This window comes from Streptomyces sp. NPDC054863, assembly GCF_053610825.1.
The window spans coordinates 1-25,008 of record NZ_JBSGZD010000065.1 but is presented as its reverse complement, the minus strand read 5'-3'; the positions used below and the strand labels follow the sequence as shown (position 1 = coordinate 25,008).

22 protein-coding genes are annotated in these 25,008 nt (G+C 72.1%); 9 read left to right on the top strand and 13 right to left on the bottom strand.

What is annotated here, in order from left to right:
* The first annotated feature begins 17 nt into the window (after window positions 1–17).
* Window positions 18–1,604, top strand: a complete 1,587-nt coding sequence (locus ACWGIG_RS15040) for a PTS ascorbate transporter subunit IIC (RefSeq protein WP_453322012.1) — start codon at window positions 18–20, stop codon at window positions 1,602–1,604.
* Window positions 1,605–1,620: 16 nt separating this feature from the next.
* On the opposite strand, the gene ACWGIG_RS15035 is transcribed toward ACWGIG_RS15040, so the two are convergent.
* Complete coding sequence (locus ACWGIG_RS15035) at window positions 1,621–2,475, bottom strand: dioxygenase family protein (protein ID WP_453322011.1); 855 nt, start codon at window positions 2,473–2,475, stop codon at window positions 1,621–1,623.
* 77 nt (window positions 2,476–2,552) lie between these two features.
* On the bottom strand, window positions 2,553–3,464 hold the full coding sequence (locus ACWGIG_RS15030) for a helix-turn-helix domain-containing protein (RefSeq protein ID WP_453322010.1): 912 nt from the start codon (window positions 3,462–3,464) through the stop codon (window positions 2,553–2,555).
* A gap of 227 nt (window positions 3,465–3,691) precedes the next feature.
* Between ACWGIG_RS15030 and ACWGIG_RS15025 the strand changes: the two genes are divergently transcribed.
* The 4 genes from ACWGIG_RS15025 (at window position 3,692) to ACWGIG_RS15010 (ending at window position 8,455) form a co-directional block, all read left to right on the top strand.
* On the top strand, window positions 3,692–4,375 hold the full coding sequence (locus tag ACWGIG_RS15025; RefSeq protein ID WP_453322009.1) for a (2Fe-2S)-binding protein: 684 nt from the start codon (window positions 3,692–3,694) through the stop codon (window positions 4,373–4,375).
* On the top strand, window positions 4,372–5,346 hold the full coding sequence (locus tag ACWGIG_RS15020) for an FAD binding domain-containing protein (protein ID WP_453322008.1): 975 nt from the start codon (window positions 4,372–4,374) through the stop codon (window positions 5,344–5,346). The genes ACWGIG_RS15025 and ACWGIG_RS15020 overlap by 4 nt, the downstream gene beginning before the upstream one ends.
* A 59-nt stretch (window positions 5,347–5,405) precedes the next feature.
* Window positions 5,406–7,502 (top strand): xanthine dehydrogenase family protein molybdopterin-binding subunit, encoded by a 2,097-nt coding sequence (locus tag ACWGIG_RS15015; protein ID WP_453322007.1) that lies wholly within the window; start codon window positions 5,406–5,408, stop codon window positions 7,500–7,502.
* Between the two features lie 224 nt (window positions 7,503–7,726).
* On the top strand, window positions 7,727–8,455 hold the full coding sequence (locus tag ACWGIG_RS15010) for an alpha/beta hydrolase (protein ID WP_453322006.1): 729 nt from the start codon (window positions 7,727–7,729) through the stop codon (window positions 8,453–8,455).
* 80 nt (window positions 8,456–8,535) lie between these two features.
* On the opposite strand, the gene ACWGIG_RS15005 is transcribed toward ACWGIG_RS15010, so the two are convergent.
* The 3 genes from ACWGIG_RS15005 to ACWGIG_RS14995 all read right to left on the bottom strand — a co-directional run bounded on the left by ACWGIG_RS15005 (window position 8,536) and on the right by ACWGIG_RS14995 (window position 11,860).
* Window positions 8,536–9,474 (bottom strand): YihY/virulence factor BrkB family protein, encoded by a 939-nt coding sequence (locus ACWGIG_RS15005; protein WP_453322005.1) that lies wholly within the window; start codon window positions 9,472–9,474, stop codon window positions 8,536–8,538.
* Window positions 9,475–9,622: 148 nt separating this feature from the next.
* Window positions 9,623–10,057, bottom strand: a complete 435-nt coding sequence (locus ACWGIG_RS15000; RefSeq protein WP_453322020.1) for a hypothetical protein — start codon at window positions 10,055–10,057, stop codon at window positions 9,623–9,625.
* A 162-nt stretch (window positions 10,058–10,219) separates the two neighbouring features.
* A complete protein-coding gene (locus ACWGIG_RS14995; protein WP_453322004.1) occupies window positions 10,220–11,860 on the bottom strand; it encodes a metallophosphoesterase in 1,641 nt (546 codons plus the stop codon).
* Between the two features lie 184 nt (window positions 11,861–12,044).
* Here ACWGIG_RS14995 and ACWGIG_RS14990 point away from each other — a divergent pair, with 184 nt between their 5' ends.
* The gene (locus tag ACWGIG_RS14990; RefSeq protein WP_453322003.1) at window positions 12,045–12,836 is read left to right on the top strand and encodes a GNAT family N-acetyltransferase; all 792 of its coding nucleotides are present in this window, start codon (window positions 12,045–12,047) and stop codon (window positions 12,834–12,836) included.
* A 3-nt stretch (window positions 12,837–12,839) separates the two neighbouring features.
* Here the strand turns inward: ACWGIG_RS14990 and ACWGIG_RS14985 are convergent, their stop codons facing one another.
* A complete protein-coding gene (locus ACWGIG_RS14985) occupies window positions 12,840–14,918 on the bottom strand; it encodes a phosphocholine-specific phospholipase C (protein ID WP_453322002.1) in 2,079 nt (692 codons plus the stop codon).
* 210 nt (window positions 14,919–15,128) lie between these two features.
* Between ACWGIG_RS14985 and ACWGIG_RS14980 the strand changes: the two genes are divergently transcribed.
* Window positions 15,129–16,352, top strand: coding sequence for a cytochrome P450 (locus ACWGIG_RS14980; RefSeq protein ID WP_453322001.1), 1,224 nt, complete (start codon window positions 15,129–15,131; stop codon window positions 16,350–16,352).
* 63 nt (window positions 16,353–16,415) lie between these two features.
* On the opposite strand, the gene ACWGIG_RS14975 is transcribed toward ACWGIG_RS14980, so the two are convergent.
* From ACWGIG_RS14975 to ACWGIG_RS14950, 6 genes are all read right to left on the bottom strand, one after another.
* On the bottom strand, window positions 16,416–17,678 hold the full coding sequence (locus tag ACWGIG_RS14975; RefSeq protein ID WP_453322000.1) for a cytochrome P450: 1,263 nt from the start codon (window positions 17,676–17,678) through the stop codon (window positions 16,416–16,418).
* Window positions 17,678–18,313, bottom strand: a complete 636-nt coding sequence (locus ACWGIG_RS14970; RefSeq protein ID WP_453321999.1) for a GTP-binding protein — start codon at window positions 18,311–18,313, stop codon at window positions 17,678–17,680. The genes ACWGIG_RS14975 and ACWGIG_RS14970 overlap by 1 nt, the downstream gene beginning before the upstream one ends.
* Window positions 18,294–18,653, bottom strand: a complete 360-nt coding sequence (locus tag ACWGIG_RS14965) for a DUF742 domain-containing protein (RefSeq protein WP_453321998.1) — start codon at window positions 18,651–18,653, stop codon at window positions 18,294–18,296. Before ACWGIG_RS14965 ends, ACWGIG_RS14970 begins: the two co-directional genes overlap by 20 nt.
* A complete protein-coding gene (locus tag ACWGIG_RS14960) occupies window positions 18,650–19,069 on the bottom strand; it encodes a roadblock/LC7 domain-containing protein (protein ID WP_453321997.1) in 420 nt (139 codons plus the stop codon). Before ACWGIG_RS14960 ends, ACWGIG_RS14965 begins: the two co-directional genes overlap by 4 nt.
* A gap of 142 nt (window positions 19,070–19,211) precedes the next feature.
* Window positions 19,212–21,122, bottom strand: a complete 1,911-nt coding sequence (locus tag ACWGIG_RS14955; protein WP_453321996.1) for an ATP-binding protein — start codon at window positions 21,120–21,122, stop codon at window positions 19,212–19,214.
* 331 nt (window positions 21,123–21,453) lie between these two features.
* Window positions 21,454–21,957 carry a hypothetical protein gene (locus tag ACWGIG_RS14950; protein ID WP_453321995.1) on the bottom strand — a complete coding sequence of 168 codons (504 nt, stop codon included), beginning with the start codon at window positions 21,955–21,957 and terminating at the stop codon, window positions 21,454–21,456.
* 173 nt (window positions 21,958–22,130) lie between these two features.
* Here ACWGIG_RS14950 and ACWGIG_RS14945 point away from each other — a divergent pair, with 173 nt between their 5' ends.
* Window positions 22,131–23,081, top strand: coding sequence for a TIGR01777 family oxidoreductase (locus tag ACWGIG_RS14945; RefSeq protein ID WP_453321994.1), 951 nt, complete (start codon window positions 22,131–22,133; stop codon window positions 23,079–23,081).
* A gap of 90 nt (window positions 23,082–23,171) precedes the next feature.
* On the opposite strand, the gene ACWGIG_RS14940 is transcribed toward ACWGIG_RS14945, so the two are convergent.
* Entirely contained in the window at window positions 23,172–23,732 is a 561-nt protein-coding gene (locus tag ACWGIG_RS14940; protein ID WP_453321993.1) for a uridine kinase family protein, read from the bottom strand.
* Window positions 23,733–23,908: 176 nt separating this feature from the next.
* On the opposite strand from ACWGIG_RS14940, the gene ACWGIG_RS14935 reads away from it, so the two are divergent.
* Complete coding sequence (locus tag ACWGIG_RS14935) at window positions 23,909–24,874, top strand: D-2-hydroxyacid dehydrogenase family protein (protein WP_453321992.1); 966 nt, start codon at window positions 23,909–23,911, stop codon at window positions 24,872–24,874.
* The last annotated feature ends 134 nt before the right edge of the window (window positions 24,875–25,008 follow it).

Sequence of the window (25,008 nt, the reverse complement as noted above, 5' to 3'; positions counted from 1 at the left end):
TCCCGGAGGCCCCGCACATGGACCGGCTCGTTTCCTTCGCCACATTCCTCGTCAACGAGATCCTCAGCCAACCCGCCTACCTCATCGGCATCATCACGGCCGTCGGCCTGATCGCCCTGCGCAAGTCCGCGGGCCAAGTCGTGGGCGGCGCCATCAAGGCGACGCTGGGCTTCCTGCTGATCGGGGCCGGCGCGGGACTCGTCGTCAACTCCCTCGCCCCGCTCGGCGAGATGATCCAGGGCTCGACCGGCGCACACGGCGTCATCCCGACCAACGAGGCCATCGTCGGCATCGCACAGGCCCAGTTCGGGGCCAGAGTGGCGTGGCTGATGATCGTGGGCTTCGCGGTCAGTCTGCTGCTCGCCCGCTTCACGCCACTGCGGTACGTGTTCCTGACCGGGCATCACATGCTGTTCATGGCAACCCTGTTGACCATGGTCCTCGCCACCGCGGGGCAGGGATCCGTCGCCGTGGTGATCGTCGGCGGCGTCCTGCTCGGCATCCTGCTGGTCGCGATGCCCGCCTTCGCGCACCCCTGGACCAAACGCGTCACCGGCAACAACAGCGTCGCCATCGGCCACTTCGGCACCGCCGGATACATCACGGCGGGCGCGGCAGGTCAGCTCGTCGGCAGGCGCAGCCGCAGCACCGAGGAGATGAACCTTCCCGAAGGCCTGCGCTTCCTGCGCGACTCGATGGTCGCCACCGCGCTGTCCATGGTTCTCATCTACATGATCATGGCGGTCGTCTTCCTGGTGAAGGTCGGCGAGGACGTCGCCTTCAAGGCCTTCGGCGACGGCGCCGCCGCCACCGACCTCGGCAACTACCTGATGAAGTCCGTGATGCAGGGCCTCCAGTTCGGTATCGCCGTCGCCGTCATCCTCTTCGGCGTCCGTACGATCCTGGGCGAACTGGTCCCCGCCTTCCAGGGCATCGCCAACAAGCTGGTCCCCGGCGCCGTCCCTTCGCTGGACGCGCCGATCGTCTTCCCGTACGCCCAGAACGCCGTGCTGATCGGCTTCATCTCCAGCTTCATCGGCGGGCTGATCAGCCTCGGACTGCTCACCTGGATCTTCAACCCGGCCTTCGGCCTCGCCCTCGTCCTGCCGGGCCTGGTCCCGCACTTCTTCACCGGCGGCGCGGCCGGGGTCTACGGCAACGCGACGGGCGGCAGGCGCGGTGCGGTGGTCGGCGCGTTCCTCAACGGCGTCCTGATCACTCTCCTGCCCGCGCTGCTGCTCAAGGTGCTGGGCGCCTTCGGCGAGGAGAACACCACCTTCGGCGACGCGGACTTCGGCTGGTTCGGTGTGATCGTCGGCAACGTCGCCAAGGTCGGCGGCGGGGGTGCGATCGTGCTGATGCTGCTGGTCGGGGCGGTCCTCCTGGCCGGTGCGATCGTGATGCAGAAGCGGGTCGTGGAGACGGGCTGGGACCCGGGCGCCAAGCGCGACGCCGCGCTCGGAGTCCACGCGCGGGTCACCACCGCCGACCCGGCGGACACCGCCGCGCCCGCCGGGAACCACGCCCGCATCGCCCCGCCCGCCGGCGCCCCGAAGCCCCCTCCCGCCAGGTCTCCGGAACCGCCGTCAGGCTCCGGCGAGTGACGCTCCGGGCGCCCGGCTACACCGCGCGCCAGAGTGCGGGCACGTTCGGCGGCTCCCAGCCGGGGCCCGCCGTGTGCCCCTGGAGACAGGAGTACGAGCGGCCGTTGTACGTCACCCGGTCGCCGGCCCGGTAGGCGGTGCCCGCCTTCCAGGTGCCGGACGGCGGCGGGGTCGTCGGCGGGTCGGTCGGCCCAGGGCCCTGCGGCACGTTCAGCACGAAGTCGTAACTGCCTTCCCGCACCGGCCCGTTGTCGCGCATCGTCATCAACAGCCTCGCGTCGAAGATGCTGTCGGTGTTGTTGCGCGGCTCGTTCGGGAAGTAGAGCTGGGTCGTCAGCACCGGACGGCCCGGGGCCTGCACCTTCACATGGATGTGCCGGGTGCGGCCCGGATAGAGGCCGGGCACGATCGTCGTCAGGGAGAACGCGCCCTGGGCATTGGTGAATTGATGGCCCCGAAAGCGGAAACCCCTGTTGTCGTACGCCCCGTTGACGTCTGCCTGCCAGAAGTCCAGCAGGGCGTTCGCGATCGGCCGGCAGGCGAGCCCGAAGACGTACCCGGTGACGGTCAGCCGGGTGCCGGGCGGATTCCCGTCGAGGAGTGAGGTGCGCAGCGGCGAGTTCGGCTTGAAGTACGGCCCCTCGGTCTGCTGCGGGGTCGGGTCGTCCCCGTCGTCGCACGTCGGCGTGAGCTCCGGCGGGGCCTCGCCGCCCCGGGTGGTCCTGGCCAGCGCCGGTACGCCCACGAGGACGGACGGCAGTGCCACACCGGCCGCGAGCGCGGCCCTCAGTACGGTCTTGCGGGACGGCGAGCGGGGGGAGGGCGGGGTGGCAGGGGCGGGGGTCTGCTCCGTGGGGTCGGTCTGGTCCATCGTGTGGACGCCTCCAAGTCAGGCTGTACGAAGGGGAGTTGAGGTGTCCGGGTGGGCGGCCGGGCTCCCCTTCGAAACTAGGCGGGACTCGACGGGTGCGCGAGGGACGGGATGCGGTGGTCGTGGTGCATTGCACCGCTGCCGCGCCGGAACTCGCCGGGGCTGATCCCGGTCTCCCGGCGGAAGAAGCGGCAGAAGTAGGCGGCGTCGGCGAATCCGACCGCAGACGCCACTTGGCGCACCGTCAGATCGGTGCGGGCGAGCAGCCGTTTGGCCTCGTGGGTGCGGACCTGACGCACCAGCTGGCCCGGGGTGCGGCCGGTGCTCTGCTTGACCGCCTCGTTGAGATAGCCGACCGTCACGCCGAGCTGCCGCGCGCAGGACCCCACCGACACCTCGCCCCCCGTGGTGCGCGACAGCAGTGTGACGAACTCCTGCGTCACCAGCCCCGGCCTGCCCGCAGGGGCGGACCTCGCGGGCAGCGGCCCTGCGAGCCGGGAGGCCCGCACGATCAGCACGTGCAGGCAGGCCCGCAGCACCGAGGCGAAACCGGCCAGGCCGCCCCGGTACTCGCGCTCCATGTCGGCGATCAGGTGGGCGAAGGCGGGCGCGTCGCCCGGGCCGGGGCTGAACCACGGCCGCTCGCCGAGCGCATGCAGCAGGGCGCGGTCGCCGGGATGGTCGAGGAGGAAGTCCTCGGTGAACAGAATGACGCGGCCGTGCAGATCGGTGGCGTCCTCCCAGTAGTGCACCTGACCGGGGACCACGAAGCACAGGTGCGGCGGGTGCAGCTCCCACCGGGAGAGGTCGATGACGTGCGCACCCCGGCCGCCCGTCACGAAGACGATCTCGTAGAACGTGTGCCGGTGCGGGTACGAGGCCCGGGACATCGGGCCCACGGCATCGAAGGAGCCCATGGCGAAGGGGAGTTGCTGGGGTGCGGGCACCTGGAGCCGGTGCAGCGGGAGGGTGCTCTCCACGGTTTCCATCGGGTGCGCTCTCCTCTGTCCTGCGGTTGGCCTGCGGTACGGAAGTGGTCCGGACCAATGCACGATGCCATGCGGGGACGGCGTAGGGAACGGGGCGATCCGGTTCGCCGGGCCCGGCACCGGCCGACATGCCGTCGCGAATGACCTGGCCCAGCCTGGACAGGCGAGACCCGTATCCCGAAAGAGCCGACCACACTCCGGACGAGACCAAGGGGCGCACACGAACCATGGGAACCGATGACCTCCCGCCCGAAGGCACCCGGCCCGCAGCCCTCTGGCCCGACGACGAGCCGGTGGCCATCCGGTCGCGGATCACCCTGCACGTCAACGGGACGGCCGAGTCGCTGACCGTCGACCACCGGGCCACCCTCCTCGACGTCCTGCGCGAGGACCTGGACCTGACCGGCGCCAAGAAGGGCTGCGACCACGGCCAGTGCGGCGCCTGCACCGTCCTGGTCGACGGCCGGCGGGCCAACAGCTGCCTGCTGCCCGCCGTCGCCCAGGACGACCGGGCCGTCACCACCGTCGAAGGACTCGCGGGGCAGGACGGGACGGATCTGCACCCCGTGCAGCGGGCTTTCCTGGAGCGGGACGCCTTCCAGTGCGGCTACTGCACCCCGGGCCAGATCTGCTCGGCGGTCGGCATGCTCGCCGAGGCCGCGGCGGGACATCCGTCCGCCGTCACCCCGCCACAGCCGTCGGGGGAGCAGCCGTCACAGGAGCTGCCCGGCCACCCGAACGGCCCCGTCGCCCTCGGCCGGGACGAGATCCGCGAGCGGCTGAGCGGAAACCTCTGCCGCTGCGGCGCCTACCCCCACATCGTCGCCGCCGTCGAGGACGTCCACGCGGCCACCCGAACGGCGGCCCCCACGGCGGCAGGTACGGCGGCCTCCCGGGAGGCGCTGCGATGAAGCCCGTCGGCTACGTACGCCCGCAGAGCCTCCAGGAAGCGGCCGACGCCCACGCCGGCCGCACCGGCGCCCGCTACCTCGCCGGCGGCACCCATCTCGTCGACCTGATGAAGCCCGACCTCCTCGTCGACGTCAGCAGGCTGCCCCTGGACACCGTCGCGGAACGCCCCGACGGCTCCCTGCACCTCGGCGCCACCGTCCGCAACAGCGACCTCGCCGCCCACCCGCTGGTCCGCACCCGCTTCCCCGTCCTCTCCCAGGCCCTGCTCGCGGGAGCGTCGGGCCAGCTCCGCAACATCGCCACCACCGGCGGAAACCTCCTCCAGCGCACCCGGTGCACCTACTTCCAGGACCCCTCGAAGCCGTGCAACAAGCGGGAGCCCGGCACCGGCTGCGCCGCCCGCGAAGGCGTGCACCGCGACCACGCCGTGCTCGGTCACTCCGCGCAGTGCATCGCCACCCACCCCTCCGACCTCGCGGTGGCACTCGCCGCACTGGACGCGGTGGTCGCACTGCACGGCCCGGCAGGCGAACGGGCCGTGCCCGTCACCGAGTTCCACCGGCTGCCCGGGGACCACCCCGATCGCGACACCGTGCTGCGGCACGGCGAACTCATCACCGCAGTCACCCTGCCGCCGGAGTCCGCCGGGATGCCGTCCGCGTACCGCAAGGCCCGCGACCGGGCCTCGTACGCCTTCGCGCTCGCCTCGGTGGCCGCCGTGCTCGACGTCAGGGACGGGCTCGTACGACACGTGGCGCTGGCCTTCGGCGGGCTCGCGCACCGGCCCTGGCGCGCCCGCCGCGCGGAGGCCGCACTGCTGGGCGAAGCCCCCACGGCGGACCGCCTCACCCGGGCGCTGGACGCCGAACTCGCGCGCGCCGAGCCGCTGCGCGACAACGCGTACAAGGTCCCGCTCGCCCACCGGATCGCCCACGAAGTACTGACGGAACTGGCCGCGCGGCGGAGCTGAGCCGCCCCCCCGCCCCTCCGCCGCCACCTCCCGCACACCTCCGGAAGGACATCCCCGCGATGCGCAACCCTCCGACCGCGCTCGGCGCCCCCGCCGCCCGCCGGGAGGGCCGGGACAAGGTCACCGGCACCGCCCGCTACGCCGCCGAGCACACCCCGCCCGGCTGCGCCTACGCCAGGGCGGTGCCCGCGACGGTCGCCCGCGGCCGGATCACCGCCGTCGACGACAGCGCGGCCCTGGCGGTCCCCGGCGTCCTCGCCGTACTCACCCCGCGCTCCGCACCCACCCTGGGCAAGGCCGACGACCCGACCCTGCACCTGCTCCAGGACGACGACGTCCCGCACCACGGCTGGTACGTCGCCCTCGTCGTCGCCGACACCCCGGAGGCAGCCCGCGAGGCGGCGCGCGCCCTGCGCATCGAGTACTCCACCGAGCCGCACGACGTCACCCTGCGCGTCGGCCACCCCGGTGCCCGCACCCCCGAAGAGGTCAACGGCGGCCACCCGGCGACCCGCGAACGCGGCGACGCACAAGGGGCGTTCGCGCGCTCGCCCCGGCAAGTGGACGCCTCGTACTCCGTACCTCCCCTGCACAACCACCCCATGGAGCCGCACGCGACCACCGCCCGCTGGGACGGCGACCGGCTGACCGTGCACGACTCCAGCCAGGGCGCGAGCACGGTCCGCAAGGTCCTGGCCGGACTGTTCGCGCTGCCGGAGGAGAAGGTCACCGTCGTCTCCGAGCACGTCGGCGGCGGCTTCGGCTCCAAGGGCACGCCCCGTCCACAGGTCGTCCTCGCCGCGATGGCCGCCCGGCACGTCGGCAGGCCCGTCAAACTCGCCCTGCCCCGAAGGGAGTTGGCGGCCGTCGTCGGACACCGGGCGCCGACCCTGCACCGGATCAGGCTGGGCGCCGAGGCCGACGGCACGCTGGTCTCCGTCGACCACGAGGTCACCACGTACACCTCCCGCATCAAGGAGTTCGTCGAGCAGGCCGCCGTGCCTGCCCGCGTCATGTACGCCTCCCCGCACAGCCGCACCACCCACCAGGTCGTCCCTCTCGACGTGCCGAGCCCGTCCTGGATGCGCGCACCGGGGGAGGCTCCCGGCATGTACGTCCTGGAGTCCGCCATGGACGAACTCGCCGAGGCCGTCGGCCTGGACCCGGTGGAACTGCGCATCCGCAACGAACCGGAGCGCGAGCCCGACAGCGGCAAACCGTTCAGCAGCCGCCACCTGGTGGAGTGCCTGCGGGAAGGCGCCCGCCGCTTCGGCTGGACCGACCGCGACCCGGGCGTGCGCGCCCGCCGCGAGGGCGCGGTGCTCGTCGGTACGGGCGTGGCCGCCGCGACCTACCCGGTGCTGGTCTCACCGTCGCGGGCATCGGCCCGTGCGCTGCCGGACGGCTCGTATCTCGTACGCATCAACGCCACGGACATCGGAACCGGCGCGCGCACGGTCCTCGCGCAGGTCGCCGCCGACGCGCTGGCCGTGCCGCTGGAATCGGTACGCACCGAGATCGGCAGCACGGACCTGCCCCGGGCGTCGCTGGCGGGCGGCTCGTCCGGCACGGCCTCCTGGGGCTGGGCCGTGCACGAGGCGTGCACCGCGCTGGCGGGGCGGCTGGCCGCGCACCGGGGGCCGGTCCCCCAGGAGGGGCTGGAGGAGACGGCGGACACGGCCGGCGCGGCGGACGCGGAGTCGCCGTACGCCCGGCACGCCTTCGGTGCGCACTTCGCCGAGGTCCGGGTCGACACCGTCGGCGGGGAGGTCCGGGTGAGCCGCTTGCTGGGTGTCTACGCAGCGGGGCGCATCCTCAACCCCCGTACGGCGAAAGCCCAGTTCGTCGGCGGCATGACGATGGGAATCGGAATGGCGCTCACGGAGAGCAGCGAGCTGGACCCCGCCTACGGGGACTTCGTGGAGCGTGACCTGGCGGCGTACCACGTGCCGTGCCACGCGGACGTGCCGGACATCGAGGCGCACTGGGTCGAGGAGGAGGACGGGCACCTCAACCCGATGGGCAGCAAGGGAATCGGCGAGATCGGCATCGTCGGCACGGCGGCGGCGATCGGCAACGCGGTCCACCACGCGACGGGAATCCGCTTTCGGGAACTCCCCCTGACCCCGGCACGTTTGCTGTCTGCGGGGCTGTGACCAGCAGCCCCACAAGCCCGCCACCCCGCCCCGCCCCGCCACCCCATGGGCACATGGGCCGCGCCATGGGGCGGAACGGGTGGGCATGGGGCGGCCCCCGCGGGAGCGCCCCTCCCCGCTCCGGCCCACGCTCGCCCCCACCCATCACCCGACGCCCGACGCCTCGCCCCCGCCCACCGCCCGACGCCCCCGCCCCGCCCCCGACCCCGCCCTGGAGGCAGAAGATGCGACCCCGCGCGGCAAGAGAGGCGGAGCCCCCCCCCCGCCGCCGGCCCGCCGCCGACGCGGCAGCCCCCGTCCTCCTCCTCCACGGCGGCCGGGCCGACGCCCTCGAACCCCCGCCCCCGCTCAACCTCCCCGGCCGCCGCATGACCCCCTTCGCCCGCGCACTCTCCCGCGCGGCCGGCGGCAGCCGCCTCGCGGTGCGCACCGCCGTCTACCGCCACCGCGGCTGGAACGGCGCCCGCGCCGACCCCGTGCCCGACGCCCTGCGCGCCCTGGACGAACTGGTCGCCGCACTCGGCCCCGTCCCGGTGGTCCTGCTCGGGCACTCGATGGGCGGCAGGGCCGCCCTGCGGATCGCCGGACACCCGCAGGTCCTGGCCGTCGTCGGACTCGCCCCGTGGTGCCCGCCCGACGAGCCGGTCGAGCAGCTCGCGGACCGCGACGTCGTCCTGCTGCACGGCGACCGCGACCGTACGACCAGCCCGCGAGGCACCCGCGACCTGGCCGCCCGCGCCCGCCAGGCCGGCGCCCGCACCTGCGTGGTGAACGTCGAAGGCGGTGACCACCCGATGCTGCGCAGGGCCAGGACCTGGCACGCGCTCACCGCGACGGTCACCGCCGGGCTGCTGGGATTCGCACCGCTGCCTCCCGCGGTGGACGCGGCACTGCGGCTGCCGCCGGACGCAGACCCGGCGGACGGCGTCATCGACGCGGACCGGTGCCTCTGACCGGCCCGCCCGCCGGACGATCCGCCGATCCGCCCACCCGCCGATCCGCCCACCCGCCGATCCGCCCGCCGGCCGATCCGTCAGCCCGGCAGCCGCCTGCGCACCGCCCGCGGGTGCAGCTGGCCGGGGCCCCGGCCCTCCAGCTTCCGCAGCTCCACGTTGAACTGCGCCCCCGCCAGCAGCGACAGGTTCGCGAACCACACCCAGACGAGGAACACGACGATCCCGGCGAGCGACCCGTACAGCCTGCTGTAGCTGGCTATGTTCGTCGCGTAGAAGGCGAATCCGGCCGATGCCGCCAGCCACAGGAACGCCGCGAGCACCCCGCCGGGCAGCGCGCGCCGTACCCCCTTGGCGACGGCAGGGCCGGTGTGGAACAGGATCATGATCAGCAGGGCCACCAGACAGCCGAGCACCGGCCACTTCAGCCCCGACCACAGCGCCTCGCCCACCTGCCCCAGCCCCAGCCGGTCGGCCAGACCGCGTGCCATCGGTCCGGTGATCACCAGCGCCGTCGCGCTCGTCAGCAGCAGGAGCAGCAGACAGGCGGCGGTCACGACGATGACGTGCGCCTTGCGCAGTGCGGGACGGGAATCCCGTACGTGGTGCATGGTGTGCAGCGCCCGCCGGAACACCGCCAGATAGCTCGACGCCGACCACAGCGAACTCACCGTCCCTGTGACCAGCAGGATCCACACCGCGGACGTGCCGTGCACCGCCTTGTCCAGAGCCTCCCGCAATGCCGCGCCCGACTCGGCGGGAGCCACCGACGCGATGTCCCGGATCAGCGAATCGGTCGCGTCCGGGTTCGCAAGACCGATCAGGGTGACGGTCACGAGCAGCGCGGGCACCAGGGCCAGGATCGCGTAGTAGGTGAGCGCCGCCGCCCAGTCGGACACGTCGTCGTTCCACACCGAGACGGGGGTGCGCCGCAGGGCGGTGCGGTAGCGGGCCGCCCTGCCGGGAGCGGGCGGCGGACCGCTCCGGTCGGCCGGCGGTGCGGTGGGCTCACTCGGCATGGTGCGTTCTTCCGTGGCGGGGGCGGGTGTCGGCTGCGCCTACCCTCTCACCCCGGTGTCGCGCTTCCTCCCCATGTGAGGCGGTACGTGCATCACAGGGAGGGAACGTTTCGCCTCGGTGGTCCCGTACCCCGTCCCGCAGACCGGTTCAGCGCGTACGGGGCGCAGCCGCCGTGTCCTTGCCGGGTGCCCCGGAACCGGCCGCCGACGCCCTCCGCCGTGCCTCCCCGCGCAGCGCGATTCCGGTGGCCAGCGCGCCGACGCCCTCCCAGATCCCCACGCCGAGGAATCCGGCCGGGGCGCGCCCCGTGACCACGGCGAGGGTGAAGACCGTGCAGGTGAGCACCCGGAACGGAACGGTCCAGCGGAAGAACGCCCGCCAGTCGGCGAGCGCGGCCAGCACGTAGTACACGCCCATGTTGACCGCCGCCATCGAGGAGGCCGTCAGGAACATCAGGGTGTGGTCGCCGTCCGCCCGCGCACCGCTCCGCACCGGATCGAACCCCATCAGCGCGAGCTGGGCGTCCGGGGCGACGAGCCCCACCACGCCGAGCGTCGCGGCGAGCAGGCCGAAGACCGCCATGGTCCAGCCGGAGGGGGATCGGGGCAGCCGTGCAGAGGTCTTCACAGAGGTCCTTCGGAAGTGGAGCGGAGTCGATCAGCCCCCATAACTACCTTGTGCCGCAGTGGCCTTGGCAGTCGGGGGCTCCTCGACGGTTCCGCTCCTCCCTCCCCAACCCGCCTGCTAGCGGCGGAACTTCAGCGAAACTTCCTTCGACGCGTTGCCGTACGCGTCGACCGCGACGACCTTCGCGAGGTACGAGGTGCCGGCCGGGGCCGCCGGGACGGGTATGTCCAGGGCGTTCGGACGCGGTGCGTAGTAGTACTCGGCGTGCACCTTCGAGGAGACGGCCTTCGCGCCGGTCGCCCGGTCCGTGACCTCGACCCGGTAGTGGTGCACCATCTGGTCGTCGTGCGCCTGCGTGACGCGCAGTACGGCGTTGCCCTTCGCGTCCCGTACGGCCGACAGCGGGCGGCGGCCGGTGAAGACCGGGGCGACCTTGTTGCGGTGCGCGCTCGTGTAGGTGAAGCCGTCCTTGATCTCCTGCGGCGTCCGCCCCTTCAGGCGCACCGTCCAGGTCCGGCCGCTCAGCGTGCCGGCGCTCGCGTACGGCGGCTGCCAGTCGGCCGACCACTTGCCGCCGGTGTAGATGTCGTGCTTGTCGGCGGCCATGTTCACCCGGGCGATCTCGGTGCGGTCCCGGTAGACCTCGACGAACAGCGCCTGCGCGGTCGGCGACTCGAACCGGTCCGCGAGACCCGTTTCGGTGATCGCCTGATACCCGTGCTCCATCTCCACGTACGACATCGAACCGTCGTTGACGGCGGTGAAGTCCTGCTGGTGGACGGACCGGTCGTCGTTGAGGTTGAGGTGCGAGTGGCCGGAGAAGAGGACGGCCTGCGGGAAGGGCTTGAGGTCCTCGGTCAGCTGGGGGTTGGAGGTCTGCTGGCCGTCCATCACGGTGTTCGGGGCGGGCCGGTGGCCCTGCACCAGGACGGGTGTGTTCGGGCTCTTCGCGGTGAGGGCGGCAAGCCGCTTCTTCAGCCAACTCTGCTGCTGGGCACTGGAGTTGTAGGTCTCGGTGTTGAGTGTGAGCAGGTGCAGCCCGTTGATCTCGGACTCGTAGTAGCCGCCGCCGGAGTCGGGGAACCAGGCGCGCGGATAATTGGCGCGGATCTGGGCGAGCGAGTCGTCGTGGTTGCCGTGGGAGAGCAGCAGCCGGGTGCCGGTCATGCCCTTGCGCTTGAGGTTCTGCTGGAAGATGTCGGCGACGATTCTGTGGTCGGGGCCCTTCCCGTCCCCGTTGTCGTTGATCATGTCGCCGTTGGAGAGGATCGCGTCCGGCTTCGGGAAGATCGAGCCGATGGTGTCGAAGAAACTCTCGTACTTCTTGTCGTTCTTCTCGTGGTTGCCGATGTGCACGTCCGACATGACGACGAGGCGGGCGACGGGCTTCTCGCCGTTCTTGATCAGGTAGCCGGAGGACACCGGGATGCTGGCCCGCGCGCCCCGGAAGGCGACGGCGGTGACGTTGGTGTCCTGGGTGATCCGCACCGGACGCCCGGGGAGGTACGCACGGCTGCTGCGCGTCGGCGTCGTGCCGTCCAGCGTGTACCGCACGACCGCGCCGCGCTCCGCACGGAAGGTGAGTGCGACGCTCCGCTCGTACCGGCCACCGGGCTTGCCGAGGGTCGGCGGCGCGAGCGTCCCGGCGGCTGCCGCAGGCGCGGGCCCGGGCCCGGGTGCGGGCACGGGGGCGGCGAGCGCGGCCGGTGCGAGGAGTGCGGCCGATGCGGCGGCGATGACGAGCGGGGTGTATCTCATGACGGGGTCCCTTGTCCGGCGTCCGGGCGTAACAGCGGCGACATTAGGTGTGAAGATCCACTCGGCGGGGCGCAACGGGTAACGGATACATGGCATGCGCATGAATACCCAGGTGTGCCGGACGGAGGCCTCGTTGCGCGGATAATCGTTGGCGCGGCGGTGCGGCGCATGATCCAGTGACCGCATGGATCCAGCAGCGGTACGGGAACTCTTCGACACCGAGATGCGCCGGGAGGCCCGCCCTGAACGGCCCGGCATCAGCCTTGAGCGCGTCGGGGGCGTCGTCCGGCAGACCGGCGGCAAGGACGACTGGAACGCCGTCCTGTGGTCGGGACTCACCGGGGAGAGCGCCGACGCGGCGATCGCCGAGCAGATCCGCCACTACGGCGCCCTCGGCCTGCCCTTCGAATGGAAGCACTTCTCCCACGACCTCCCCGAGGATCTGCCGCAGCGGCTGCTCGCGGCGGGCTTCGTGCCCGAAGGGCCGGAGGCCGTGATGGTCGCGGAGGCGGCCGACCTCGCGACCGAACCCCAACTGCCCGACGGCGTCCGGCTCGTGGAGGTCACCGACGAGGCCGGCGTCGACCTGATGGTCAGGGCCCATGAAGTGGCCTTCGGTGAGGACTCGAAGAAGATCGGCCGACGGACGCTGGCGCAGCTGGCTCAGGCCCCGGAATCGGTCCTGGCGGTCGTCGCCCTGGCCGGTGGTGAACCCGTGAGCGCGGCCCGCGCCGAATTCCCGCCCGGCACCCGGTTCGCCAGCCTGTGGGGCGGCGGCACGGCGCCCGAGTGGCGCGGCAGGGGCATCTACCGCGCCCTGATCGCCCACCGGGCCCGCGCCGCCGTCGCGCGCGGCTACCCCTACCTCCAGACGGACGCCGTGCTGGACACCAGCCGGCCGATCCTCCAGCGCCTCGGCTTCGCCCAGCTCAGCATCACGACTCCGTACAACTACGGCTCCTCGGAGGGAAGTTAGCGGCTACGCGGTCGCGATCGCCGGGTCGCTCACGCCCGCTGTGCCGGTCTCCACGTGACCGGCGAACCGCCGCAGGAAGGCGCTGTCCGTGCCCGACGTCACCGTCAGGTCGTACCAGCGCTTCCCGCCCCGTACGTCCACGGTCCGCTCGACCTTCCCGCCGGCGGGCACGGTGAACGAAGTCCGGGTGTTTCCATAGCCGTTGACGACGGTGAGACGGCATGCGGCCGTGCCCGCGTTGGTCGCGGTGAGGACGAGCTGTCCGCCGTTGCCGGTGGAGTGGCGCACCTTCACCTCGGGGCCCGCCGTGGCCGCGGTCCCCCTGAAGGTGCGCAGGAAGCCGTTCGGTCCGTACACCGTCAGGTCGTAACTCCCCTTCGAGTACGAGGAGTTCCAGGTGTCGGAGACCTCCTTGGCCGCCTCGGCGGTGTACGTCCACGGCCCGTCCGTACGGTTCGCCGACGTCACCTGGAAGCCCGCCCCGGCCGCCGCGCCCCCGCTCATCGCGAGGGTGAACTTCCCCGTCGACGGCGTGAGCGTCCCGTCGACGTACGGTGCGTAGCGCAGCGGTCGCGAGCGGCGGGAGCCGCGCTCCTGCTTGGGCAGCGCGCCCGCCGCCGGAGGCTTCGGCACGTAGCTGTCGTGCCGCTCCTTGTCCGGCGGCTCGTACCCGTCGGTGTCCGGCAGCGAGGCCGGGTCGGTGTCGTGCAGCCGGAAGTCGAACGCCGAGGTCAGGTCGCCGCACACGGCCCGGCGCCACGGCGAGATGTTCGGCTCGGACACCCCGAAGCGGGCCTCCATGAACCGGATGATCGAGGTGTGGTCGAAGGTCTCGGAGCAGACGTAGCCGCCGGTGCTCCACGGTGACACCACGAGCATCGGCACCCGCTGTCCGAGCCCGTACGCACCCGCCCCGTACTTCAGGTTGCCGCCGAAGTTGTCCAGGGAGACGTCCACGGTGGACTTGCCCTGCGCGGCGGAGGCCGGCGGGTACGGCGGCACGACGTGGTCGAAGTAGCCGTCGTTCTCGTCGTACGTGATGAACAGCGCGGTCTTCGCCCACACCTCGGGGTTGGAAGTGAGCGCGTCGAGCATCTTCGAGATGTACCAAGCACCGTAATTCGACGGCCAGTTGGGGTGCTCGGTGAATGCCTCGGGAGCCGCGATCCAGGAAATCTGCGGCAGCTTCCCCGACTTCACGTCGGCGGTCAGGAGATCGAAGAAGCCGTCGCCGTTCTTCGCGTTGGTGCCGGTGCGCGCCTTTTCGTAGAGCGGGTCGCCGGGCTTGGCATTGCGGTAGTTGTTGAAGTACAGCAGCGAATTGTCGCCGTAGTTGCCCCGGTAGGCGTCGTCGATCCAGCCCCAGTGGCCGCCTGCGTCCAGGCCGTCGCCGATGTCCTGGTAGACCTTCCAGGAAACCCCGGCCTCCTCAAGGCGCTCCGGGTAGGTCGTCCAGTCGTAGCCCGCCTCCTCGTTGCCGAGGACCGGGCCGCCGCCCTTGCCGTCGTTGCCCGTGTGGCCCGAGAACATGTAGTAGCGGTTGGGGTCGGTGGCCCCGATGAACGAGCAGTGGTAGGCGTCGCACACGGTGAACGCGTCGGCGAGCGCGTAGTGGAACGGGATGTCGTTGCGCGTCAGATGGGCCATCGTGCCGGCCGACTTCGCGGGGATCCACTTGTCGTACGACCCGTTGTTGAAGGCCCGGTGGCCGCCCGCCCAGTCGTGGTTGAGGCCCGCGATGAACTGCATGCCGAGGTCGTCCGCGTCCGGGTGGTACGGCAGCACCTCCTTGCCGCCGTCCGGCTGGTGGAACACCGACTTGAGCCCGTGCGGCACCACTGGCCGCGGGTCACCGAAGCCCCGTACCCCCTTCATCGCACCGAAGTAGTGGTCGAACGACCGGTTCTCCTGCATCAGCACGACGATGTGCTCGATGTCCTTCATGCTGCCGGTCCGCCGGGCGGCGGGGATCGCGGCGGCCCGGGCGATGGACCCCGACAGGGCGGCGAATCCGGCGGTGGCACCTGCTATCTGAAGGAAACGGCGGCGGTTGACCGCGGGGGAGGAGGGCTCTTCAGGCATGGGTGGACGACCTCTGCTGGTGGGGGTACAGAATCAAACGGAATGTTGCAAGAGCGATCAGGAAAAAGGAAGGGGAAAGAGTGAAGAGCGGGTCAAGGGGCTGATGAATGAGGGGTTCCGGGTTTGTTGGATGATCAATAACCTTGGCTTGATCGCCCGTTGTGGAGAGCCGAACCGCCCCGCTGCCCCAGTTGCCGAAGGAGCGTCACCATGTCCGCTGTCGACGAGGTCCCCGACATCCTCTCGCCCGAGTTCGCCGCCGACCCGTACCCCGCCTACCGGGCGATGCGCGAGAAGGCGCCGCTGATCTGGCACGAAGCCACCCAGAGCTGGATCATCTCCCGCTACGAGGACGTCGAGCGCGTCTTCAAGGACAAGGCGTCCGAGTTCACCACCGACAACTACGACTGGCAGATCGAGCCCGTGCACGGAAAGACGATCCTCCAGCTCAGCGGCCGTGAGCACTCGGTGCGCCGCGCCCTGGTCGCCCCCGCCTTCCGCGGCAAGGAGCTCCAGGAGACTTTTGTCCCGGTCATCGAACGCAACGCGCGTGAACTGATCGACACCTTCCGGGGAACGGGCGAGGTCGACCTGGTGGACGCCTTCGCGACCCGCTTCCCGGTGAACGTCATCGCCGACATGCTGGGCCTCGACAAGGGCGACCACGCCAAGTTCCACGGCTGGTACACCACCGTCATCGCCTTCCTCGGCAACCTGGCGGGCGACCCCGAGGTCGCCGCGGCCGGCGAGCGCACCCGCGTCGAGTTCGCCGCGTACATGCTCCCGGTCATCCAGGAACGCCGGAACAACCCCGGCGACGACCTGCTGTCCTCGCTCTGCGCGGCCGAGGTCGACGGCGTGCGGATGAGCGACGAGGACATCAAGGCGTTCTGCAGTCTGCTCCTCGCGGCGGGCGGCGAGACCACCGACAAGGCGATAGCCGCCCTCTTCGCCAACCTCCTCGCCCACCCCGAGCAACTGGCGGCCGTGCAGAAGGACCGCACCCTCATCGACCGGGCCTTCGCCGAGACCCTCCGGTACACCCCGCCGGTCCACATGATCATGCGTCAGACGGCGGTCGACGTGACGGTCAGCGGCGGCACCATCCCGGCCGGAGCCACCGTCACCTGCCTGATCGGCTCCGCCAACCGCGACGAGCAGCGGTACGCCGACCCCGACACCTTCAACATCTTCCGGGACGACCTCACCGCCACCAACGCGTTCTCCGCCGCCGCCGACCACCTGGCGTTCGCGCTCGGCAGGCACTTCTGCGTCGGCGCGCTGCTGGCCCGCGCGGAGGTCCAGATCGGTGTCGGCCAGCTCCTGGACGCGATGCCCGACGTGCGCCTCAAGGACGGCGCTACCGTCGGGGAGCAGGGCGTGTTCACCCGCGGCCCGGACTCGGTGCCGGTCGTCTTCACGCCCGTACGGTAAAACTTCACGCCCGTACGGCAGAAGCCGGCGGCCGCGCACACCCCCGGCCGCGTACGGTCCGACCTACCTGGCCACCGGTGTGAACGACACCGGCAGCGCCGTCAGTCCGCGCATCCAGATCGAAGGACGCCAGGTCAGCGAATCGGCCGGCACCGACAGCATCACGTCGGGCAACCGTTCCAGCAGCGTCTCGATCGCGGTGCGCGCCATCACGTCCGCCAACTGCGGTGCCGGATAGGGACACCGGTGCTCGCCGTTGCTGAACGACAGGTGCGCCGCATTGCCCTCGGCACCCACATGCCCCTGCGGCCAGATCTGCGGGTCGGTGTTCGCGGCGGCGAGGCCGAGCACCAGACAGTCGCCCGCCCGGATCCGCCGCCCGCCGAGCTGGGTGTCGCGCACCGCCCACCGGCCGATGAAATTCTGCGTCGGAGTGTCCCGCCACAGGATCTCCGTCAGCGCCTCGCCCACGCTCAGACGTCCGCCCGACACGTTCAGTGCGAACCGGTCGTCGGTGAGCAGCAGCCGCAGCGTGTTGCAGATCCAGTTCGCGGTCGGCTGCTGCGCCGCCGCGATCACCGAGATCAGGTCCTGCACGATCTCCTCGTCCGCGAGACCCGCCGGATGGTGCAGCATCCGCGACGTCACATCGGGGCCCGGAGTGGCCCGCTTGTCCTTCACCAGCTGCTGGATGCGCTCCTGCACCCGTACGTACGCGGCCACCGGATCGTCGCCCTCCGCCGCGTCCAGGGACACCCGCAGATCGTGTACGAGATCCTCCGTGTCGGCCCCGCCGGCCGGCATCCCGCACATCTGGACGGCCGCCCGCATCGGCAGCGCGTGCGCGTACGCCGACATCAGCTCGGCCTGCCCGCTGCCCTCGAACCCGTCGATCAGCTCGTCCGCGAGCCGCCGGCACTCGTGCCCCAGCTCGAACTGGTCCACCGCCTCCAGCGCCTCACTGATCACCCCGGCCCGCCGCTCGTGCTCGGCGCCCTCGGTGAACAGCACCGAGGGCTGATAGCCGACGAAGGGCAGCAGCGGCCAGTCCGCCGGGATGTTCCCCCACTGGTTCCACCGCCGGGAGTCCCGGGCGAACAGCTCGTCGTGGCTGGTGACGTAGCTGACCTCCGGATACCCGAGGACCAGCCAGGCCGGTACGTCCCCGTCCAGGAGCACCGGAGCCACCGCCCCGTGCTCCCGGCGCAGCCCCCGGTACATCTCGGCCGGGGTCTGCTGGTACTCAAGCCCGCCCAGCCGTACGCCCGGGGCGTGCGCGGGGCAGCCGTCCGTGCCGACGGGGGAGGGGTGTTCGGTGGTGCTCATCAGGTCAGCTCCCGTGCCAGGGCGAGGCGGTAGAGATGGTCGACGAGGGTGGTCAGCACGGCCTTGCCCGAGGACCGCACCCGCGCGTCGCAGGAGATCATCGGCACGTTCTCGTTCAGGGCGAGCGCCTGCCTTATCTCGTCGAGGGAGAAGTGCGCACCGTCGTCGAACCGGTTCACCGCCACGATGAACGGCGTCCGGTGGTGTTCGAGGCGGTCGATGGCGTACCAGGAGTCCGCCATCCGCCGGGTGTCCACCAGCACGACCGCCCCCAGCGTTCCGGAGAACAGCCGGTCCCACAGGAACCAGAACCGCTCCTGCCCCGGCGCCCCGAACAGGTACAGCACCATCTGCTCGTTGAGGGTGATCCGGCCGAAGTCGAAGGCGACCGTGGTGGTGGTCTTGTCCGCGTTGCGCGAGAGGTCGTCGACGCCGACCCCCGCCTGCGTCATGTGCTCCTCGGTGTTCAGCGGCCGGATCTCGCTGACCGCCTTGACCAGGGTGGTCTTGCCGACGCCGAACCCACCGACGACGACGATCTTCAGGCCGGTGTCGGCCGCGTCGCCGAGCGGGGTACGCCCGGGCGGCCCCCCGGCCTCGTCGGAGGCGGTGTACTCAAAGGCGGCGGAGTCCATCGAGCACCCCCAACAACAGCTGGGACTCGGGAAGTTGGGCAACAGTGGCAGCCGCACGGGGGCGGCGGGCGGTGATCGACCCGGCGGACAGGAGATCCTCCAGCAGGATGCGTACGACGGTGATCGGCAGCCCTAAGTGGGCGGCGATCTCGACGACGGCGGCGGGGTGGCGGCAGAGTTCGAGGATGCGGACGTGCTCCGACGGCATGCCGGGCGCCGGCTCGCGCTCGCTGACCACGAGGGTGACCAGGTCGAAGACCGAGCTGTCGGCCTCCGAACGGCCGCCCGTCACGGTGTAGAGGCGGTCCGGGGAGCCCGTGTCGACGGGCCGGCGGGTCATGACAGGCTGCCGTCAGGGGACGGTGAGCGCGGGTCGGCCCGCAGGTGCTCGCCGATCTGCTCGACCAGTTCGCTCATGTGGTGCCCGATCATGCCGGGGTCCGCGCCGGCCGCCGCCACCACCGCGAGGTGGGCGCCCTGCCCCGCCTCGACGATGAGCAGCAGCCCGCCGGGGAACTCCGTCATCAGGTGCATCACGCCACCGCTGCCGTCGCCGAACTCGACCGACGCACCGTGCGCGAGAGACTGCATGCCGGAGGCGATGGCCGAGAGCTGGTCCGCCTGGTCCAGAGTGAGGTGGCTGCTGCGGCAGAGCTTCAGTCCGTCGCGGGAGAGCACGAGGGCGTGCCGGGAGCCGGGGGTGCGCTCCAGGAGGTTGTCCAGGAGCCAGGTGAGGCTGTTGTCAGTGGTCTGCACGGTGGTCAGGGGCCGTCCGGTGCGGCGGTTGCCGCAGCGGTGGTGGCCCGTGCCTCCAATCGGGGGATCAAAGAGTTGCGGGGGAAGGGTGCGCACGGGGGAGTACGCGAGGGGTCGGGCGGAAGGGGGTCGGACGGAGGGGTCAGACGGCCGGGTTGCCGGTGTCGCCGGGGTCGGTGCGGTCCGGGCGCCGCTGCTGGGACCGGTGGAAGGCACCGAAGCGGGCTCCGGCGTCGGGGCGGTCGGGGCTCCTGGGGGACGGCGCGGGTCCGCTCGGCCCGGCGGTAGGCCCGGCTGCGGGCCCGGCCGATGGTCCGGCCGATGGCTCGGACGGTTCCGGCGCGGGGGCGTCCCCGGAGGCGAACCGTTTCTGGTCGGCGGCCTCCATGGTGCGGCCACGGGGGCGTACCGGAAGACCGTTGGGGGTGGAGACACCACTGGCAGCGGGGGTGGGGGCGCCGTCGGTGACTCCGGGAGCGGGAGCGACTGAGGGGTGGCCGGCGGGAGTGGGGAAACCGGCGGTGTACCCCTCCGTGGCCCGCGCCTCCGGGACCCGCGGTCCGTCGGCGGACGTGGCAGGTGCGGCGGAGGCGGTATGTGCGGCCGGTACGGCGTGTGAGGCAGGTGGGGCGGAGGCGGCCGGTACCGCAGACGCGGCCGGGGCCGCGTCCGCCGGAGCGACCCGCGGCTCGGGCGCCACCGTCCCCGCGTTCCGTTGCTGGGCCAGCAGCTGCGGCGGCAGCAGTACGACGACGCCGGTGCCGCCGCGCGAGGACGGCCGGTAGTTCACCGAGATCCCGTACTTGGCCGCCAGCACGCCCACCACGGCCAGTCCGAGCCTCGTCCCCTGCAAGGAAGCCAGGTCCGTCGACTGCCCGGACACCGACGCCACCGCACGGCGCATCGCGGCGGGGGCCATGCACAGACCGCTGTCCTCGACGGTCACCACGAGCCCCGAGGTGCTCTCCTCCACGTACACGTGAACCTCGTTGACGGGCGGCGAGAAGTTCGTCGCGTTGTCCATCAGCTCGGCCAGCAGGTGCATCACGCCCTCGGCGGCGAAACCGGCGATCGCCGCGCCGGACGTGGAGTGCAGCCGCACCCGCCGGTAGTCGCTGATCCGGCCCACGGCGCCGCGCAGGATGGACTCCATCACGATCGGCTTGTTCCACGCACGGCTGGACCGGCCGCCCATCAGAAGTGCCAGACGGTCCGTCAGGAGACCCAACTGCGAGGTGGTGTGGTCGAGTTGGAGCAGATCGCCGAACACCTCGCCGCCGTACTTGTCCTGCATGCCGCGCAGGTCCGCGAGTATCCGCAGGGTCTTGGCCTGCACCCGGCCCAGACCCGTGGCGCTGGCCGCGCGTGCGGCGACCGCGCGGCGCTCGCTCTCCGCGAAGTCCCGTACCGTCCGCTCCAGCAGAGCTTGCAGCCGGGGGTCGGCGGGCAGTGCCAGACCGGCCAGTACGGTGTCCGCCGAAGCACCGGCACGCAGTCGGCCGACCGCGTCCGGCAGCACACCGGAGACGAGCTGCTCGACGTCCCCCACCGTGCGCTCGGCCCGTACCCGCTCCGCTTCCGCGGCGGCCGACCGCGCCTGGAGGTCCCCCAGGCGGGCGGTCACGGCGTGCAGCAGTTGCGCCAACTGAGGCTCCGAAGGCCGCTGCACGCTGCGCAGCGCGCCGTCCACCCCAGCGCCGTCGTGCAGCCGCTTGGCGATCTCGGGCAGTGACACGTTGAGCAGGTGCGCCGTGTCGCCCGCACGCCGGGTGGCCTCCTGCCGCAGGAGTTCGCTCTCGCCCCGGGCCCGTTCGGCGGCGCGCGCGTGCCTGCGGGTCAGCAGGCCGGCCGCGACGACGGCCACCAGTACGGCTATTCCGGCGACGGCGGCCGTCCCCAGCACCCACGGCCGGGCGGCCCCGGGAGCCGCGGCGACCGCGCCGCCCCCGGCCCCCGCGACGACGGCCAGGCTCACCACAGGCGCCACCCAGGGCGGGCGCCGCTGCGCTCCTTGGGGGCTGGGGCGCGGACGGCGGGTGGCAGACGATGTCATAGCGCGGATCCTCAGGCGAGTGTGCGGTGTCGGGAAAGGGCTGGAACCCGTCCCGCGCCGGACGAAAGGTTGGTTGAGGCGCGGAAGTTGAGTCTCACCTTCCGCTACCCCGACCGGGGCCATGCTAGCCACGGAACGTCACGCGCGAGCACCGGCCCAGGGCCTTGACGCCATTTACCGCGGGAACAGCCCCCGGGGACCTGACCCCGTGTCACCTGAAGCCGCGTCGGCTCAGCCGAACCAGCACACCAGGCGCACGTTCTCCGCCCCGTACCGGACCGCCGGTGCACGCATCGCGTCCCAGACCCGGCCCCACCGGCCGCCTCCGGCATCACCGTCCGCGGGGTGAGCACCACAGGCCGGTAGACGGAATCACCGTGAAGGACCTGTGCCCCCGGCGGCCATTCCCGTGGCGCGAGCGTCCCGTGCCCCTCGAACGCCCCTTCCCCCTGGTAGGCGACGGGGGATGCCCGGCACACGTCGTGCAGGACGAGCCGGCCGGTCGTGTCCGCCGCCACTCACCCACCCAGTTCCAGGCGGGCCCGTCGGAGATCGGCGCGTCCCGGCCGGCGGCGGCGACCTCGGCCCAGGTGACGTACGTGTGGTTGCGTTGGTAGTCCTCGTTGCCGGTTTCCCGCACGGACTCCGACGCGTCATGGGGGAGTCCGCGCGCACTGAAGAGCGGATGCTTCACGTCGCTGTTGTTCGAGTACCCGAAGAGAACGTCCCAGGGCTCCCGAGCACGCCCCAGCTCGAAATCGAGCAGGTCGATCTCGACCTCCCACACCCCGTCGCCCTCGCCACTCTCCATCGCTCCATCGATGTCGATCCCCATGAGGCGCCACCGTGGTTCCTGCCCGGCGGGCACCCCCGGGCAGGTTCGGCAGGTGTCTCTCGGGAGCCCGGGCGAAACCGCTGGTGGGGGCGGGCCTAGGCTCGTTCCCACAGAGCGAGGTCCGAGCGAGGACCGAGCTTGGACCGAGCGAGCGTCGTGCGAGGGGAACCCCGATGAAGATTGTGCTGGCAGGTGGCACCGGGCAGGTCGGCGCTCTCCTGGACCGGGCGATGACCGCCGCCGGACACGACGTCGTCGTGCTGACCCGCAACCCGGTGCGCGCACGCCAGGTTGCCTGGGACGCACGGACACCGGGCCCCTGGACCGCCGAGATCGACGGCAGTGACGTCGTGGTCAACCTCGCAGGGCGCAGCGTGAGCTGCCGCTACACCGACGCCAACCTGCGCGCCATGATGGACTCCCGGGTCCACTCCGCCGAGGCCGTCGGCGCAGCGATCGCCGCCGCCGCGAAGCCCCCGGCCCTCTGGCTCCAGATGAGCACCGCCACGATCTACGCACACCGCTACGACGCACCCCACGACGAGGCCACCGGAGTCTTCGGCGGTTCGGAACCAGATGTTCCGGACTACTGGGAGTACAGCGTCCGGATCGCCAAGAACTGGGAGCGCGCCCAGCAGGACGCCGCCACCCCGCACACCCGCAAGGTCGCCCTGCGCGCCGCCATGGTGATGAGCCCGGACCGGGGCGGCGTCTTCGACGTCCTGCTGCGGATGGTCAGGCTCGGCCTCGGCGGACCGGTCGCGGGCGGCGCCCAGTACCTCTCCTGGATCCACGGCGAGGACTTCGTCCGCGCGGTGGAGTTCCTGATCGCCCGCGACGACATGGAGGGCCCGGTGAACCTGGCCGCCCCCGGCCCGCTGCCACACCGCGCGTTCATGCGGGAACTGCGGACCGCGACAGGCGTCCCGGTCGGGCTGCCCGCCACCAAGTGGATGGCCGGGCTCGGCGCCCTCGTGCTCCGCACGGACACCGAGCTGCTCCTCAAGAGCCGCCGGGTCGTCCCCGGCCGACTGCTCGACGAAGGCTTTGCCTTCGAACACGCCGAGTGGCCGGACGCGGCAGCCGACCTCGTACGAAGCGCCAGGGCCCGCGCCCGCCGCTGAGCGAGGCACCTGCGCTCGTACCCGCCGCCGAGCGAGGCACCTGAGCCCGCCGATCAGTGACGTCCCCGTGCCCGCCGCTGAGCCGGTGCGTCAGGAACCGGCCGCGACCGCCCTCCCGGAGACCGCCGCCCACACCCGTCCGGCCAGCGCTTCCGGCTCCGTACCGCCGTCGACGACCAGGTCGCAGTGCTGCCGCACCGGTTCGACGTGCCGCTCGTGGGCGTCGCGCCGGTGCAGCAGGTAGTTCCTCAGCAGCACGTCGAGGGGGAATCCGTCGCGCAGGCACTTGCGATGGATCTTCCGGGCCAGCCGGAGGTCGGCCGGCAGGTCGACGAACACGTCGAAGCGCGGGTACGGGCCCCCGGGCGCGACCCCGCGCGCGAACAGCCCCTCGACGATGACGACCGCCGACGCGGCCAGCGCGGCCGCGGTGTCCCGGCCGAGCCGGCCCAGGTCCACCGACCGGGGATCACCGACGTCGAGCCGCATCGTGCCCGACTCGTCGGGCGCCCACACCCCGTGCTCCGGGGAGGCGAAGTAGTAGTCGTCGCTGTGCAGGACTCGTACGGGGGACACGGGGGTCCCGCCCGCCAGCGTGGCGGCGAGGGTGGTCTTCCCCGCCCCCGAACCGCCTGTCAGTGTCAGCAGCATGCGCGTGTGCCCCCTCGGTCGGCGAAGAGCCGAGGGTGGCACATGCCGGGAGGGGCGGGGGCCGGGCGGGGCCTCCGGGACCCCGTTTCCAGAGTGCCTGCGGCCTCCCGGAAGCCCCGGCCTAGGGTGAGGGCGATGCTGCCGCACCCTTCGCGAACCAGGGAGAGAACCGCGAGATGAAGCTCCGCTGCGCCGTGCTCGACGACTTCCAGTCCGCCGCGACCACTTCCGCCGACTGGACCCCCGTCGCCGACGAGGTCGAAGTGGTCCCCTTCCCGGAGCACTTCGCCACCGAGGACGAACTCGCCGCCGCCCTCGCCGACTTCGACCTCGTCGTCACCCTCCGCGAGCGCGTCCCCTTCCCCGCCACCCTGCTCGCCAGGCTGCCCCGGCTGCGGCTCCTGATCGCCTCCGGGATGCGCAACTCGGTCATCGACCACACCGCCGCCGCACAGTACGGAGTCACCGTCTGCGGCACCACCAGCTCCTCCACCCCGCCCGTCGAACTCACCTGGGCACTGCTCCTCGGCCTCGCCCGGGGCCTGGTCGCCGAGGCCAACTCCCTGCGTACGGGCGGACCCTGGCAGTCCACCGTCGGCGCCGACCTGCACGGCCGCCGGCTCGGACTGCTCGGCCTCGGCAAGATCGGCAGCCGGGTCGCGGCGGTAGGCCTCGCCTTCGGCATGGACGTGAGCGCCTGGAGCCAGAACCTCACGAAGGAACGCGCCGACGAGGTCGGCGTCACCCTCGCCGCCTCCCTGGAGGAAACCCTCGCCACCAGCGACTTCGTCTCCGTCCACCTGGCCCTGTCCGACCGTACGCGCGGCCTGATCGGCGCACCCGAACTCGCCCTGATGCGGCCCACCGCCCACCTGGTGAACACCTCCCGCGCCGCGATCGTCGACCAGGACGCACTCCTCGCCGCGCTGCACGCGGGCAGCATCGCCGGAGCCGCCGTCGACGTCTTCGACACCGAGCCCCTCCCCGCCGACCACCCGATGCGCTCCGCCCCGCGCCTCCTCGCGACCCCGCACCTCGGCTACGTGTCCCGCGCCAACTACGCGACGTACTACGGGCAGGCGGTCGAGAACATCCGCGGATTCCTCGACGGCACCCCGCTGCGCAGGCTCGGCGGAGCCTGAGGAGTACGGGAGTACGGGCGCGGGCGGGGGCGTGCCTCGGCACCCACCCCCGCCCCCCCGCCCCCCACCGGGGGCAGCCCCATCGCCGACCGCACCCCGCCCCCCCCCCCAGCGCGCCCCCCCCCCCCCCCCGC

Excerpts from the sequence above, each read along its gene's own strand:
- ACWGIG_RS15040 (WP_453322012.1), top strand. The coding sequence starts at position 18 with ATGGACCGGCTCGTTTCCTTCGCCACATTCCTCGTCAACGAGATCCTC.
- ACWGIG_RS15035 (WP_453322011.1), bottom strand. The coding sequence starts at position 2,475 with ATGGACCAGACCGACCCCACGGAGCAGACCCCCGCCCCTGCCACCCCG.
- ACWGIG_RS15030 (WP_453322010.1), bottom strand. The coding sequence starts at position 3,464 with ATGGAAACCGTGGAGAGCACCCTCCCGCTGCACCGGCTCCAGGTGCCC.
- ACWGIG_RS15025 (WP_453322009.1), top strand. The coding sequence starts at position 3,692 with ATGGGAACCGATGACCTCCCGCCCGAAGGCACCCGGCCCGCAGCCCTC.
- ACWGIG_RS15020 (WP_453322008.1), top strand. The coding sequence starts at position 4,372 with ATGAAGCCCGTCGGCTACGTACGCCCGCAGAGCCTCCAGGAAGCGGCC.
- ACWGIG_RS15015 (WP_453322007.1), top strand. The coding sequence starts at position 5,406 with ATGCGCAACCCTCCGACCGCGCTCGGCGCCCCCGCCGCCCGCCGGGAG.
- ACWGIG_RS15010 (WP_453322006.1), top strand. The coding sequence starts at position 7,727 with ATGCGACCCCGCGCGGCAAGAGAGGCGGAGCCCCCCCCCCGCCGCCGG.
- ACWGIG_RS15005 (WP_453322005.1), bottom strand. The coding sequence starts at position 9,474 with ATGCCGAGTGAGCCCACCGCACCGCCGGCCGACCGGAGCGGTCCGCCG.
- ACWGIG_RS15000 (WP_453322020.1), bottom strand. The coding sequence starts at position 10,057 with ATGGCGGTCTTCGGCCTGCTCGCCGCGACGCTCGGCGTGGTGGGGCTC.
- ACWGIG_RS14995 (WP_453322004.1), bottom strand. The coding sequence starts at position 11,860 with ATGAGATACACCCCGCTCGTCATCGCCGCCGCATCGGCCGCACTCCTC.
- ACWGIG_RS14990 (WP_453322003.1), top strand. The coding sequence starts at position 12,045 with ATGGATCCAGCAGCGGTACGGGAACTCTTCGACACCGAGATGCGCCGG.
- ACWGIG_RS14985 (WP_453322002.1), bottom strand. The coding sequence starts at position 14,918 with ATGCCTGAAGAGCCCTCCTCCCCCGCGGTCAACCGCCGCCGTTTCCTT.
- ACWGIG_RS14980 (WP_453322001.1), top strand. The coding sequence starts at position 15,129 with ATGTCCGCTGTCGACGAGGTCCCCGACATCCTCTCGCCCGAGTTCGCC.
- ACWGIG_RS14975 (WP_453322000.1), bottom strand. The coding sequence starts at position 17,678 with ATGAGCACCACCGAACACCCCTCCCCCGTCGGCACGGACGGCTGCCCC.
- ACWGIG_RS14970 (WP_453321999.1), bottom strand. The coding sequence starts at position 18,313 with ATGGACTCCGCCGCCTTTGAGTACACCGCCTCCGACGAGGCCGGGGGG.
- ACWGIG_RS14965 (WP_453321998.1), bottom strand. The coding sequence starts at position 18,653 with ATGACCCGCCGGCCCGTCGACACGGGCTCCCCGGACCGCCTCTACACC.
- ACWGIG_RS14955 (WP_453321996.1), bottom strand. The coding sequence starts at position 21,122 with ATGACATCGTCTGCCACCCGCCGTCCGCGCCCCAGCCCCCAAGGAGCG.
- ACWGIG_RS14950 (WP_453321995.1), bottom strand. The coding sequence starts at position 21,957 with ATGGGGATCGACATCGATGGAGCGATGGAGAGTGGCGAGGGCGACGGG.
- ACWGIG_RS14945 (WP_453321994.1), top strand. The coding sequence starts at position 22,131 with ATGAAGATTGTGCTGGCAGGTGGCACCGGGCAGGTCGGCGCTCTCCTG.
- ACWGIG_RS14940 (WP_453321993.1), bottom strand. The coding sequence starts at position 23,732 with ATGCTGCTGACACTGACAGGCGGTTCGGGGGCGGGGAAGACCACCCTC.
- ACWGIG_RS14935 (WP_453321992.1), top strand. The coding sequence starts at position 23,909 with ATGAAGCTCCGCTGCGCCGTGCTCGACGACTTCCAGTCCGCCGCGACC.